This window comes from Endozoicomonas sp. GU-1 (assembly GCF_027366395.1).
GTDB lineage: Bacteria > Pseudomonadota > Gammaproteobacteria > Pseudomonadales > Endozoicomonadaceae > Endozoicomonas.
In genome coordinates this window covers 3991746-4005270 of the sequence record NZ_CP114771.1, presented here as the reverse complement: position 1 = coordinate 4005270, position 13525 = coordinate 3991746, and the positions used below count along the sequence as shown (strand labels likewise).

Here is a 13525-nt window from a genome sequence, read left to right as displayed (position 1 = left end):
ACAAGCGAGATCGGGAGCACGTTTATGAAATATCCGGGTTAAGCACCTACCCCCGTTTGTGCGGCGCAGTCCACACGAAGAAGCTGTTGTTATAAGAATCTTATCCGGAATATTTTCGCAGATTGGCAGGTAGAAATTTATCAAACGCTTGACTAGAAAAGTCATTTTTTCCATTTGCTTTAATACTGGTAAATATATGCAAGCCCAGAGCTCACTAGCGATAGCAAAATCACCCATTGGAAGCAGTAGAGAAGTTGATACTTACCAGGAAGGTCAAGTACTCGAATTTAAATTTTCAAATTACAAGGTGATGCACTTAATCGGCTCAGGAGCAAATGGCAAGTGCTTTGTTGCTAAAAAACAGGATGCCGATGAATATATTGCAATTAAAAAAACGAAAAAAGATATAGGATGCTATGAAGTTGAATGTTTGAAACAACTTAACCCCCATACAAACATAGTACGTCTTTTAGGTTTTCAGGACACAGCAACCTCATATTATCCATATAATATTGCATTAGAGTTGGCTGACTGTGACTTGGCTGACATGATAGGTTTATTTGGTATAGATTCTATCACCCTGGAACCTGATCAAATTGCTCACATTTTCAAAAACATTATTGCAGGATATTTATATATAAGAGAGAAAGATCTTATAGATTATGCGGATCTAGCTGATTCTAACACACTGTATTTTTCTAAAGATTGTCATTTCAAAATATCAGATTTTAATAATAAAATAAAAATAGATAGTGATCCAGAAAGAATAAGGTCACTTTCTTACATACTTTATAAAATAGCATCAAAATTTTCTCATAAGTGTAAAGCAATCCAATCTGCAAATCAGAGAGCAGTATGTAAACCTTTTTGTCGTGAAACCAATTTATCCACTCCATTATTAAACAAAAATAATTGGCAGAGTGTTCTAACAAAACGTGAAACGGAAATTATTTTAAAGATGTTTGAGTTGAAGACAAGCTTTAATGAATTAAATGAATACATGTCAGAGTTAGAGGGTAGATCCTCACCCTTTGAAAAACCACCATCTTTAAAGCCGATGCGTATGATATGATGCTGCCTTATAACCGGGATAGAGTAGAGTTTCACGACTCTGCTCCTCTCACATTATGAGCAGCCTTTGACCATCAGTCCAACAGGCTCATAGTCTCACGTTTGAAATAGACAGCCATCGGGATAATGCAAGAAAATGGGTATTGGTTCTTTAACCCACTCCCTTAGTATCTGAGCGTTTTGATGTTACCCAGCTAATACAAACAAGATAAAGAACAGTATCAAAGAACAAGTTGCACAATGCGGCCTGCGTGGGTGAACAAAACCAGGATAGGACAAAGCCTCACGACCCTATTGCTTCCATACATAACACCGCAATCGTCGTCGAATCCATTTGTCCAGATCCCACAGAGGGCTTAGTATTTCAGCAATGTCGAAATACGCTTTCCAGCCAAGCAGGGATTTTCTCAGCTCTACAATAATCAGGGTGAGTGAATGGCCTTTCGTTCGACGACTATCTTGAAAAACTCCGGCTCTTTAACAGTCCCCTTCAGTTTCACCAGCGCTTTATCACTGACCTTCACTTTCAGTTCCCGTCGGCTGGTCACAATCTATCCTTATTCGTTAGCTGCTGACATGCAGGATGTGTCACTTATAGCACTCTACCAAGTAGTTCAATAAACTCCTTTTTATCTGAACTTCTAATACCCATACTTCTTCTTCCCCATTCTTCTATGTAGCTTGACTTGAAGGTTTCTTTGTATTCAGGTGGAATTTCTTTCATAAGTTGTTGCAACTCAATTTTCAGACAAGGAGAAGTTGTTGTTTTTACGTAATCCGTATATTGATCCCAATCTATTAGATATAGATGATGGCTATCTGTATTAACTAACCAGTTCGCAGAATGTGGATGGTTATGCATATGTGGAACACTCACATTTATACATTTTCCAGATGAATCTCTGAATACTTGAGTTTGATGTGGACTAGTATGAAGGCGAGCCAAGTATAGAGCTATTCTCTTATATATAGAGTTGAACTCTTCTGATGTAAATTCATTTTTTGTTTTTGCCTGATGTAATGTCAAGCCTTCAACAAATGGAACCATTTTAAAAAATGCCAGCTCGTCATAAATGAGACCGTGTACTGGAACACAGGCGAACTTGTATGTACTTACGACGGGAGTGACACTGATGTCTGACCCAGCTTCACTAAGCAATCCTTTGTTTAGTGACGCTTGTCGGACACTAGTTAATACAGTAAAAGTTTCAGGGTAGTTTTGTTTGAGCTCGGTCATTCGTCCCCATATATGTTTTATTACATATCGTTCTCCATTTGTATTTTCAACTAATATGACGCTATTGTTGTTGGCGTTACTCAAGAATTTAATAAAATGAAAATCAATATCTTCACCATGCTGAATTAAATATAGTTTTTTTGCAATGGCGGGGGAATTCAAGATTAACTGATCTTCACCAATGCATTCCAGTATTTCAGACAACAAATAATCTAAAGGCTTTAGCCTGATTCTAAAGGAATACTCACTCAGATACGCAATACAATAACCACTAAGTTGTTTTGGCAAGCCTTCATTTTGGGATGCCAAATCAAAGTCTGAGGCTTGCTCATCTTTCATGCTAAAAAAATCGTAGTGCTTTTTTAAGCAATCATATTGATCTGGAAATAAAGTAGCGGAAACCTCTACTGAAATACCTGCATGGGCTTTCTTGTTATTTCCTGGAAAATAAGGAACGGGTGATCTTCCTCTCTGTTCTTCAAACCTCATAGTGTTGTTACTTTGGCAGGAGTCATAATCTACAACCTTAACACCTTCAAATATATCAGGCCTGGTGTTAAATACTTTCCCGTCAACCTCAATAATAACTCTGTTAGCAGTGGTTCTGTGACACTCTCGTGAAAATGCTATGAACCTGTCAATTGGCAGGACAGAAGCAGCTTGAACCAAGTGAGGAGGCTCGGTTTCCACAATTTTGGGAATTGCTTCCATATTTTATTTTTCCTGCTTGCTAAAACCACATCATAATCTTTCGACAATATTTACTATAAATAGTTCCTTGCATTATCAGAGTATGAATAAGCTGCTAACGCCTGCATAATCGGCGGTCCGTCTAGTAGGTAGTAGGACCCTGTCCGAGAATAGACTGCACTACTGCGGTGGCAGCAAATTGGTCTAAAAATTCCGTTTTGTTCGGCAAATAGCCCCGCTATTCACCTCACAAAACGAAATTTTTATCCTCAATTTTCTGCCATCCTCGCTACGGGCGCTATTCTCGGTCAGCCTCGATGCTTATTCGTTATGTTTGCTATTCTGCCCAGGAAGTATCAGTCATGCGAGGGTCGTCGATCCGCTGGCCGAAGCAGTTGTAGTGATCTTCCTTGACTTGTTTGAAGACAAAGGGCTCGAACAGCATTCGGTAGGCTTTTGTTTTAGTGCCGGTCGCATCTTGCCGGAACATGCTTTCGATGAACTGTTCCTGTTCAAGTTTTTTCAAGCATTCACTGACTCGGTGCCGGGTTATGCCAACCATATCACCAAGGATTTTCTGACTGGGCCAGCACTCACCTTCACTATTGGCAAATGTGGCCAAAACAATCAGCAGCAGCCGTTGAGTAGGCAGTAGGCTTGCCATCTCATCGGTATGTATTTTCACCCTCAACAATCTCATCACTCCGATTGTGTACGCGAACGAAATCATGGCTATACTATCCCCTGAGCCATTACTCGCTGAGTGACGGCTCGTTGATTCGAGAGAAACCCGGTTAGGAGTGCCACCTCCGTCTGAGCCGGGTTTTTTCTTATGTGTCAGAAACATAGACTCTGTTAAAAAATAGGCAAGAAAAAAGGGGGTCGTGTACACGATAGGGCTGTTCGATATGAACAGGCAAAATAATCGAGGTCTCGACACAAACAAGATTAAAGAACAGTATCAAAGAACAAGTTGCGCAATGCGGCCTGCGTCGGTGAACATAATCGGGATAGGGCAGAGTCTCACAACTCTCTGACGACTCACCGTACCTGGCGACAGAATCTTTAACCAGCTTTGAACAATGATCTACTAAGTTGCGTACTTGAACCGGCTAATCTGGCAAGTGTATGCGACTGCATGGATGCAGGAGGTAGTGCGAAGCAGGAGCAAGAGCCAGGAAACGAGTCAAAAGCAACAAGGGGGCTCCGGGTATCGATGGAGTCACCATTGAAGCTTATCCAGACTTTGCCAAACAGCATTGGCCTTCAGTGCGTCAAGCCTTATTGGACGGAACCTACCAGCCATCACCCGTGCGCCGACATGTTATAGAAAAGGCGGACGGCGGTCAGCGTTTGCTGGGAATCCCTGCCGTGATGGATAGGGTCATACAGCAGGCCATTGTGCAAGTGCTGACCCCTGTCTTTGATCCGGGGTTCTCTCCAAACAGCTTTGGCTACTGACCACCGGGACGGTCAACACACGACGGAGTCCGTCAGGTTAAGCAGTTGATCAACCTGGGGCTGCATTACGCCGTTGACGTTGATCTGAGTAAATTCTTTGGCTGGTTTTTGCTCCTGCAAAACCAGACTTCCCACCTTCCATGGCGGTCATACGGTTAATCACGACGTTTTGATGTCTAGGGTCTCCCGTAAGATCCGCGACAAACGCCTTCTGAAACTGATTGGTCGCTACCTGCGCTCCGGAGTCATGATTGAGGGCAATGTCTACCCGACCAGGGTTGGCATGCCACAGGGTGGGCCTTTATCACCCTTGCTGTCTAATGTGGTCCTCGACGAACTCGACAAGGAGCTTGAATATCGGGGTCATTGCTTTGCAAGATACTGTGATGATTTTGTGATTCTCGTCAAAAGTCAGCGTGCAGGGGATCGGGTGATGCACAGCATTACCCAATTCATTGAACGCAAATTGAAACTGAAGATTAACTCCCGGAAAAGTAAAGTTGTGAAAGCAACAGAAAGCGAATTCCTGAGTTTCACCTTCACAGGGAAGAAAGTTCGCTGGGCCCAGAAGTGTCTGGACCGATTCAAATACCGGATACTCAAGTTGACCAGTCGTCGCTGGGGTGTCTCAATGCAACATCGGTTACGCAAACTGGCGCAATATATCCGGGGTTGGATGGGGTATTTTCGGTTATCGGAATATTACCGACCAATTCCCCTGCTGGATCAATGGATACGTCGGCGAATCCGTTGCTGTTTTCTGAAGCAATGGCGCAAGCCAAAAACCCGTTTCAAGAATCTGGTCAGGTTAGGCGTTGATAAAGTGAACGCCGCCAAGATCGCAGCCAGCAGCAAAGGGTATTACCGTCTGAGTAAAACTTATGCGGTACAACAGGCACTGAATAACAATTACCTCGCGAAAATTGGGTTTGTTTCATTGAAAGACTTATGGATCAGGTTTCACCATCATCGCTGAACCGCCCGGTGCGGACTCGCATGCCGGGTGCTGTGGGGAGGGTTGGAGAAAGACTAGCCCTTACCCGATTTACACCTCGTTGACTTCCTGGTTGGAAGGTTTTGGTGCTGGAATATTGGTGACGTGCATTGGAACCACCAGGTCACCTTTAAGAATACCAAGAACACCTTTCCTGATAAGGTGTTGCTCATTTTCTACGTCAACATAGCCTTGAGGGAAATAACATGTATTTTTGATATGCTCTTTGTCAAAATCATAACCGAGAGAAGACGACATTTTATACAGCAATTCAATGAAAAGATCGTTCCTTTTGGAGTTGCGTATATCCTCTGGTGTTGTTGTATCAGCCAAATTGTCGAGGTAAAGCTTCCATGCGGCCACTACAGCTTTATCGGATTTTTTTGTTCCAAAAAACTCCACATCTATCATGTTTAAGGCTTCGACATGAGATGGAGTAAGAGCTGCTGCTCTGGTTCTCATCAAGGTTTTGAAGATCCATTCCTTCCCAGCTCTTTTTTGACGTTTGCGATCTAAAAACTGACTGACCTGAACCGCTACGATTGGGCCAAAAAATACTGCAAAAAGGGTGATCACTTCCAAATATGTGACAGTGAATTCACTTTCCATTCTGAATTTTTCTCCACGTTAAATGTAGTTTTCCATGGATGAATAATACCAATTAATTTGTAGAGAAACTTGCAGAAAACTCGATATTTAATTGAGGGGTGTAACGCCTGCATAAGCGGCTGCGCGTCTAGCGCCGTCCGCTGGATGCTCTTGGTACGCCCGGCATGGGCATGAACTGATGGGGTGAAAGTCCCCTGTGGGAGAACCTACATCTGACTGGCGGTAAAGACGCCTGCTGATGACAACCACTAGCTTAAGGCAAGTGCAGTCCCGCGAGGGGCTGTGCGGAGGCAGTCTGAGTGCAAAGGTGCGAGCCGACGTACAGAAATCGCATATAAGGCTGAGTCTCTGGGCGAGTGAGCCAAGGATCACAAAGCCCTCAGAAAAATAAAGGACACCCAAAAATTTGACAAAAATAAAAAAAATAAAGGACACCCAAAAATTTGACTAATCGGCCACACAGTCTATTTTTCTTCTGAAGCCTCTTAAGGGCATTAAGGAAATCTACCCAGTAACCAAAAAAAATGACATGACGACCGCCCGAAAAAACCTCATAGATCCAGCCAGTACGCCCTACTACCACTGCATGGCACGCTGCGTTCGCAGGGCCTTCCTATGCGGCAAAGACAATTTCTCAGGCAAAAACTATGAGCATCGCAGGCAGTGGGTGGTTGATCGGTTGAAAGCGCTTTCTGGTATTTTTTCCCCGGAAGTCTGTGCTTATGCAGTGATGTCGAATCATTATCATGTGGTGCTCCATATCAATAGTCAGCAAGCCAAAAAATGGGACACCAAAGAAGTCTTACAACGTTGGACGCAGCTGTTTTCAGGCCCGCACCTGGTTCAGCGTTTTCTTGTCGGCGATCAGCTGGGCAAAGCAGAGCTGCTGCGTGTCGAAGGATATGCCCAGGAGTACCGCAGTCGTTTAATGGATATCAGCTGGTTCATGCGCTGTCTCAACGAATATTTAGCCCGGCTGGCCAATAAAGAGGATGAGTGCAAAGGGCGCTTTTGGGAAGGTCGTTACAAAAGTCAGGCCCTCTTAGATGATGCCGCATTGCTGACTTGCATGGCCTATGTCGACTTAAACCCCATCCGGGCAAAAATTGCCGCAACGCTGGAAACCTCAGAACATACCTCTATTAAAGAGCGCATTGAGTCATACGACAGCGGAAACGAAAAAAAACAACAGGCACACTTGAAACCGTTAAAAGCTCAGGGTCAAAACCCGGAACAGGCGATTCCATACCCACTCAGTAGCTACTTTGAACTGGTTGACTGGTCTGGCCGAATTATCCGCAAAGGCAAACGTGGTCGTATAACTGACGATGTACCACCTCTCTTGGAGCGCCTGGGTATTGACCCAAAAGAATGGCTGGAGACTATGCGCTGGAATAATCGTTTTCACCGCGCAGTCGGCAAGCTGGCTTCACTGAAGGCTTATGCAGAAAGCACCGGAAAATGCTGGGTTCATGGGATGTCTGTGAGCGGTGCTCTCTACCCTGCCTGATCAACGTATTTTCATTTACTTTAATGTGGCCAGAATTTTCTGAATGTGCTTTCTTATATTGTCTTGATAGTGTCTTCTATCTGGCTGTTGCTGAGTGCTTTTTATACCCTTCTTGGTTGGTATCAATGATAATTTCTTAAAACGATCAATACTATCATTTAAAAAAATGAATAAATGACGTACTCTCTTCACTTTTTAAAAAGTGGGTGTCTTTTTTATTTTATTTTGAGTACCGCATGGAGTCGAAAAAAGATCAGGCAAAGGTACACGAAATACTAGCGACACTGACTGAACAACTTAAATGCGTTTAACCTCTTGCATCACGGGCGAAGTCCGGTGGATGCGGTTGTTATGTTTGCTTTACTCTGCCCAGGAAGTATCGGTCATGCGAGGATCGTCGATCCGCTGGCCAAAGCAATTGTAACGTTGTTCCTTAATCTGTTTGAACATAAATGGTTCAAACAGCATTCGGTAGATTTTGGTTTGCGTTCCTTCAGATGTTTCCCGCTTCTGGCTTTCGATCAGTTTTTCGGCTTCCAGTTTTTTCAGCCCCATGTTAACAGTTGCATGGCTGACGCCGATAATTCTTGCCAGCTTGTTTTGACTGGGCCAGCATTCGCCCTCACTGTTGGCAAAGGTGGCCAGTACGACCAACAAGTATTTTTGGGTCGTTGTCAGGTTATCCAGACCGTTGGTATTAAGCTCAACCCGAATCAATTTCATCACCCCGATTGTGTAGGCGAACGAGATCATTGCTATACTGACTCCCGAGCACTAGCTCGTTGCTATACAGAGAAACCCGGTTAGGAGTCCCACCTCCGTCTGAGCCGGGTTTTTTCTTGTGTGTCAGAAACATAGCCAGCCATCGGGATAATGCAAGAAAGTAAAGCTAATGTATTGGCCCACCCCCTCAACTGGTTAAAATTTTGATGTTAACCAGTTGATACAAACAAGATAAAGAACAGTATCAAAGAACAATTTGCGCAATGCGGCCTACGTGGGTGAACATAACGCCTAAATCAGGTGCGCCGTAGGCGTCACCTGGATTTACTTGGTACGCCCGGCATGGGCATGAACTGATGGGGTGAAAGTCCCCTGTGGGAGAACCTACATCTGACTGGCGGTAAAGACGCCTGCTGATGACAACCACTAGCTTAAGGCAAGTGCAGTCCCGCGAGGGGCTGTGCGGAGGCAGTCTGAGTGCAAAGGTGCGAGCCGACGTACAGAAATCGCATACAAGGCTGAGTCTCTGGGCGAGTGAGCCAAGGATCACAAAGCCCTCTGGTTCGTGAGACACGGTAAATGCGGCGGTTGTGCACTGAAAGTCCATGTTCTTATCCGGGGAGATCTGTTCAACATGCGATTGGTAAGTTCCCAGTTCTCAGCCACTGGTTACAACAGGCTCGGCGAACAGTGACTCATCATCCTGTTCGAGCAAACCCGATGGCAACCAATAGCGCCAGCAGAGGTAACCCTGCGTGGTGATTGGACAGAAGTCAGCAGAGGCCATAGTAGCTGTACGACAAAAGTCATTAATGGACGGGAAGTCGTCAGCGAAGGGCCGAACATCGATGACAAAGAGGAGACTGATTCCCTCAGGGCGATGCAGCCGTCCGGCGACTCACCGTACCTGGCGACAGAATCTTTGACCAGCTTTGAACCATGATCTACTAAATTGCGTACTTGAACCGGCTAATCTGGCAAGCGCATGGAAACAGGTCAGAAGCAACAAGGGTGCTCCGGGTATCGATGGAGTCACCATTGAAGCTTATCCAGACTTTGCCAAACAGCATTGGCCTTCAGTGCGTCAAGCCTTATTGGACGGAACCTATCAGCCGTCACCCGTGCGCCGGCATGTAATAGAAAAGCCGGACGGCGGTGAACGCTTGCTGGGAATCCCAACCGTGATCGACAGGGTCATACAGCAGGCCATTGTGCAGGTGCTGACGCCTGTCTTTGACCCGGGATTTTCCCCAAACAGCTTTGGCTACCGACCGGGACGGTCAGCACACGACGGAGTCCGTCAGGTTAAGCAGTTGATCAACGGGGGGCTACATTACGCCGTTGACGTTGATCTGAGTAAATTCTTTGATACGGTTAATCACGACGTTTTGATGTCGAGGGTCTCCCGTAAGGTCCGCGACAAACGCCTTCTGAAACTGATTGGTCGCTACCTGCGCTCCGGAGTCATGATTGAGGGCAATGTCTACCCGACCAGGGTTGGCATGCCACAGGGTGGGCCTTTATCACCCTTGCTGTCTAATGTGGTCCTCGACGAACTCGACAAGGAGCTTGAATATCGGGGTCATTGCTTTGCAAGATACTGTGATGATTTTGTGATTCTCGTCAAAAGTCAGCGTGCAGGGGATCGGGTGATGCACAGCATTACCCAATTCATTGAACGCAAATTGAAACTGAAGATTAACTCCCGGAAAAGTAAAGTTGTGAAAGCAACAGAAAGCGAATTCCTGAGTTTCACCTTCACAGGGAAGAAAGTTCGCTGGGCCCAGAAGTGTCTGGACCGATTCAAATACCGGATACTCAAGTTGACCAGTCGTCGCTGGGGTGTCTCAATGCAACATCGGTTACGCAAACTGGCGCAATATATCCGGGGTTGGATGGGGTATTTTCGGTTATCGGAATATTACCGACCAATTCCCCTGCTGGATCAATGGATACGTCGGCGAATCCGTTGCTGTTTTCTGAAGCAATGGCGCAAGCCAAAAACCCGTTTCAAGAATCTGGTCAGGTTAGGCGTTGATAAAGTGAACGCCGCCAAGATCGCAGCCAGCAGCAAAGGGTATTACCGTCTGAGTAAAACTTATGCGGTACAACAGGCACTGAATAACAATTACCTCGCGAAAATTGGGCTTGTTTCATTGAAAGACTTATGGATCAGGTTTCACCATCATCGTTGAACCGCCCGGTGCGGACCCGCATGCCGGGTGCTGTGGGGAGGGCTGGAGAAAGACCAGCCCTTACCCGATGTACGCCCGGCATGGGCATGAACTGATGGGGTGAAAGTCCCCTGTGGGAGAACCTACATCTGACTGGCGGTAAAGACGCCTGCTGATGACAACCACTAGCTTAAGGCAAGTGCAGTCCCGCGAGGGGCTGTGCGGAGGCAGTCTGAGTGCAAAGGTGCGAGCCGACGTACAGAAATCGCATACAAGGCTGAGTCTCTGGGCGAGTGAGCCAAGGATCACAAAGCCCTCTGGTTCGTGAGACACGGTAAATGCGGCGGTTGTGCACTGAAAGTCCATGTTCTTATCCGGGGAGATCTGTTCAACATGCGATTGGTAAGTTCCCAGTTCTCAGCCACTGGTTACAACAGGCTCGGCGAACAGTGACTCATCATCCTGTTCGAGCAAACCCGATGGCAACCAATAGCGCCAGCAGAGGTAACCCTGCGTGGTGATTGGACAGAAGTCAGCAGAGGCCATAGTAGCTGTACGACAAAAGTCATTAATGGACGGGAAGTCGTCAGCGAAGGGCCGAACATCGATGACAAAGAGGAGACTGATTCCCTCAGGGCGATGCAGCCGTCCGGCGACTCACCGTACCTGGCGACAGAATCTTTGACCAGCTTTGAACCATGATCTACTAAATTGCGTACTTGAACCGGCTAATCTGGCAAGCGCATGGAAACAGGTCAGAAGCAACAAGGGTGCTCCGGGTATCGATGGAGTCACCATTGAAGCTTATCCAGACTTTGCCAAACAGCATTGGCCTTCAGTGCGTCAAGCCTTATTGGACGGAACCTATCAGCCGTCACCCGTGCGCCGGCATGTAATAGAAAAGCCGGACGGCGGTGAACGCTTGCTGGGAATCCCAACCGTGATCGACAGGGTCATACAGCAGGCCATTGTGCAGGTGCTGACGCCTGTCTTTGACCCGGGATTTTCCCCAAACAGCTTTGGCTACCGACCGGGACGGTCAGCACACGACGGAGTTCGTCAGGTTAAGCAGTTGATCAACGGGGGGCTACATTACGCCGTTGACGTTGATCTGAGTAAATTCTTTGATACGGTTAATCACGACGTTTTGATGTCGAGGGTCTCCCGTAAGGTCCGCGACAAACGCCTTCTGAAACTGATTGGTCGCTACCTGCGCTCCGGAGTCATGATTGAGGGCAATGTCTACCCGACCAGGGTTGGCATGCCACAGGGTGGGCCTTTATCACCCTTGCTGTCTAATGTGGTCCTCGACGAACTCGACAAGGAGCTTGAATATCGGGGTCATTGCTTTGCAAGATACTGTGATGATTTTGTGATTCTCGTCAAAAGTCAGCGTGCAGGGGATCGGGTGATGCACAGCATTACCCAATTCATTGAACGCAAATTGAAACTGAAGATTAACTCCCGGAAAAGTAAAGTTGTGAAAGCAACAGAAAGCGAATTCCTGAGTTTCACCTTCACAGGGAAGAAAGTTCGCTGGGCCCAGAAGTGTCTGGACCGATTCAAATACCGGATACTCAAGTTGACCAGTCGTCGCTGGGGTGTCTCAATGCAACATCGGTTACGCAAACTGGCGCAATATATCCGGGGTTGGATGGGGTATTTTCGGTTATCGGAATATTACCGACCAATTCCCCTGCTGGATCAATGGATACGTCGGCGAATCCGTTGCTGTTTTCTGAAGCAATGGCGCAAGCCAAAAACCCGTTTCAAGAATCTGGTCAGGTTAGGCGTTGATAAAGTGAACGCCGCCAAGATCGCAGCCAGCAGCAAAGGGTATTACCGTCTGAGTAAAACTTATGCGGTACAACAGGCACTGAATAACAATTACCTCGCGAAAATTGGGTTTGTTTCATTGAAAGACTTATGGATCAGGTTTCACCATCATCGTTGAACCGCCCGGTGCGGACCCGCATGCCGGGTGCTGTGGGGAGGGCTGGAGAAAGACCAGCCCTTACCCGATTTATGCGTATTTTACTGGCAGGTTGTATTCAGTTTATGCCCATTCTCTTGAAGCCAGGCTATAAGATTATCTTGATCCCATCTGGGACTCTTACCAAGATATATATCTGGCTCAGGAAATGATACGCGATCATTCCTATTCTCTGTAATTTGCTCAAGTCTATCAGTTATATTTTGCATATCATTCGGTTGTTTAGTTGGAACTCTATTTCCTTTAGTTATAGATTTAGACCTCATGCGTTCAAGTGTTCTTCTGCTTATACTTAGCAATTTGCAAACATCATCAATTGTAAGATATTTCATCTAAACACCATAAGTATTGACCTATCTTTACCAGCTATTTGGAGTCTCGTTGCACCCCGTTTTAATCTGAACTATATCTTAGTCAGCGACCCCTCCTGTGACAAGATAACGCATAAAGATGCTTTTTGTCGTATTTTGACGCAGTGAAAAACCTAAACTACACTGACTTCGTTTCGTTAATCTAGCTGTCAGCAATATATTACCCGGAGGATTTATGTCTGATCAATTCATAATGAAAGGAAAGCAAACGATCGTCTTAAACAACCCATGTGATGTAGAAAAAGTAAATACAGCATGTGATTTAATGGAAAAGCTGACAGGTAAAAGCTGGTCTGTGAACAAATGGTTTAAGAAAAATGCTATGGCAAAAGTCGAGGAATATGAAAATGAGTAATAAAAAGAATTCCAACAGAGCTGCTGTAGGAGAAAAAATAACAATGAAATTTGGGACAAATCAAAGAAAACGAGTTTCAAAAGTAGTCAACAAACAAAATATTACACCGCATGATTTCATTATAAAGGCAGGTGTCGATGCAGCTGAAGATTTATTAAATGCACCGAGATAATACTTTCTTTATACCATAAGCCGTTCCGGTGTTTGGGACGGCAGCATACGCATAACAGTCGTTTACACGAATCAGTTTCGCATAACATACTGTAGATTCGCTATACGTACCAGCCGATCCCCCCCATACAGCGCGACTTACATAACGTTCTGCATTCTAAAGGCT

The 13525-nt window shown here is 45.6% G+C and carries 14 protein-coding genes; 8 read left to right on the top strand and 6 right to left on the bottom strand.

Going from position 1 to position 13525, the window contains the following annotated elements; genetic code table 11:
- Positions 1–196 precede the first annotated feature (196 nt).
- Positions 197–1072 (top strand): protein kinase domain-containing protein, encoded by an 876-nt coding sequence (locus O3276_RS16745; RefSeq protein ID WP_269672349.1) that lies wholly within the window; start codon positions 197–199, stop codon positions 1070–1072.
- A gap of 290 nt (positions 1073–1362) precedes the next feature.
- Here O3276_RS16745 and O3276_RS25825 read toward each other — a convergent pair whose 3' ends face one another.
- From O3276_RS25825 to O3276_RS16730, 4 genes are all read right to left on the bottom strand, one after another.
- Positions 1363–1470, bottom strand: coding sequence for a group II intron maturase-specific domain-containing protein (locus tag O3276_RS25825; RefSeq protein WP_442876604.1), 108 nt, complete (start codon positions 1468–1470; stop codon positions 1363–1365).
- Positions 1471–1493: 23 nt separating this feature from the next.
- On the bottom strand, positions 1494–1619 hold the full coding sequence (locus tag O3276_RS16740) for a hypothetical protein (protein WP_269672348.1): 126 nt from the start codon (positions 1617–1619) through the stop codon (positions 1494–1496).
- A gap of 44 nt (positions 1620–1663) precedes the next feature.
- Positions 1664–3019: a protein kinase family protein gene (locus tag O3276_RS16735; RefSeq protein ID WP_269672347.1), complete on the bottom strand. Its 1356-nt coding sequence runs from the start codon at positions 3017–3019 to the stop codon at positions 1664–1666.
- Positions 3020–3335: 316 nt separating this feature from the next.
- On the bottom strand, positions 3336–3683 hold the full coding sequence (locus O3276_RS16730; RefSeq protein ID WP_269672346.1) for a helix-turn-helix domain-containing protein: 348 nt from the start codon (positions 3681–3683) through the stop codon (positions 3336–3338).
- A 584-nt stretch (positions 3684–4267) separates the two neighbouring features.
- Between O3276_RS16730 and O3276_RS16725 the strand changes: the two genes are divergently transcribed.
- Together O3276_RS16725 and O3276_RS16720 are read left to right on the top strand one after the other, a co-directional pair.
- Positions 4268–4459 (top strand): hypothetical protein, encoded by a 192-nt coding sequence (locus O3276_RS16725; protein ID WP_269672345.1) that lies wholly within the window; start codon positions 4268–4270, stop codon positions 4457–4459.
- 97 nt (positions 4460–4556) lie between these two features.
- Positions 4557–5435: a reverse transcriptase domain-containing protein gene (locus O3276_RS16720; RefSeq protein ID WP_269672344.1), complete on the top strand. Its 879-nt coding sequence runs from the start codon at positions 4557–4559 to the stop codon at positions 5433–5435.
- Positions 5436–5504: 69 nt separating this feature from the next.
- Here O3276_RS16720 and O3276_RS16715 read toward each other — a convergent pair whose 3' ends face one another.
- Entirely contained in the window at positions 5505–6062 is a 558-nt protein-coding gene (locus tag O3276_RS16715; protein WP_269672343.1) for a DUF6680 family protein, read from the bottom strand.
- A 529-nt stretch (positions 6063–6591) separates the two neighbouring features.
- On the opposite strand from O3276_RS16715, the gene O3276_RS16710 reads away from it, so the two are divergent.
- Entirely contained in the window at positions 6592–7572 is a 981-nt protein-coding gene (locus tag O3276_RS16710) for a transposase (RefSeq protein ID WP_269672342.1), read from the top strand.
- A gap of 360 nt (positions 7573–7932) precedes the next feature.
- Here O3276_RS16710 and O3276_RS16705 read toward each other — a convergent pair whose 3' ends face one another.
- Positions 7933–8325, bottom strand: coding sequence for a helix-turn-helix domain-containing protein (locus O3276_RS16705; RefSeq protein WP_269672341.1), 393 nt, complete (start codon positions 8323–8325; stop codon positions 7933–7935).
- 902 nt (positions 8326–9227) lie between these two features.
- Here O3276_RS16705 and ltrA (O3276_RS16700) point away from each other — a divergent pair.
- The 4 genes from ltrA (O3276_RS16700) to O3276_RS16685 all read left to right on the top strand — a co-directional run bounded on the left by ltrA (O3276_RS16700) (position 9228) and on the right by O3276_RS16685 (position 13360).
- Positions 9228–10490, top strand: coding sequence for a group II intron reverse transcriptase/maturase (ltrA, locus tag O3276_RS16700; protein WP_269672318.1), 1263 nt, complete (start codon positions 9228–9230; stop codon positions 10488–10490).
- Between the two features lie 670 nt (positions 10491–11160).
- Positions 11161–12423 (top strand): group II intron reverse transcriptase/maturase, encoded by a 1263-nt coding sequence (gene ltrA / locus O3276_RS16695; RefSeq protein WP_269672340.1) that lies wholly within the window; start codon positions 11161–11163, stop codon positions 12421–12423.
- 585 nt (positions 12424–13008) lie between these two features.
- On the top strand, positions 13009–13188 hold the full coding sequence (locus O3276_RS16690) for a hypothetical protein (RefSeq protein WP_269672339.1): 180 nt from the start codon (positions 13009–13011) through the stop codon (positions 13186–13188).
- The gene (locus O3276_RS16685) at positions 13181–13360 is read left to right on the top strand and encodes a hypothetical protein (RefSeq protein WP_269672338.1); all 180 of its coding nucleotides are present in this window, start codon (positions 13181–13183) and stop codon (positions 13358–13360) included. Before O3276_RS16690 ends, O3276_RS16685 begins: the two co-directional genes overlap by 8 nt.
- Positions 13361–13525 lie beyond the last annotated feature (165 nt).

Excerpts from the sequence above, each read along its gene's own strand:
- O3276_RS16745 (WP_269672349.1), top strand. The coding sequence starts at position 197 with ATGCAAGCCCAGAGCTCACTAGCGATAGCAAAATCACCCATTGGAAGC.
- O3276_RS16735 (WP_269672347.1), bottom strand. The coding sequence starts at position 3,019 with ATGGAAGCAATTCCCAAAATTGTGGAAACCGAGCCTCCTCACTTGGTT.
- O3276_RS16715 (WP_269672343.1), bottom strand. The coding sequence starts at position 6,062 with ATGGAAAGTGAATTCACTGTCACATATTTGGAAGTGATCACCCTTTTT.
- O3276_RS16710 (WP_269672342.1), top strand. The coding sequence starts at position 6,592 with ATGACGACCGCCCGAAAAAACCTCATAGATCCAGCCAGTACGCCCTAC.
- O3276_RS16705 (WP_269672341.1), bottom strand. The coding sequence starts at position 8,325 with ATGATCTCGTTCGCCTACACAATCGGGGTGATGAAATTGATTCGGGTT.
- O3276_RS16690 (WP_269672339.1), top strand. The coding sequence starts at position 13,009 with ATGTCTGATCAATTCATAATGAAAGGAAAGCAAACGATCGTCTTAAAC.
- O3276_RS16685 (WP_269672338.1), top strand. The coding sequence starts at position 13,181 with ATGAGTAATAAAAAGAATTCCAACAGAGCTGCTGTAGGAGAAAAAATA.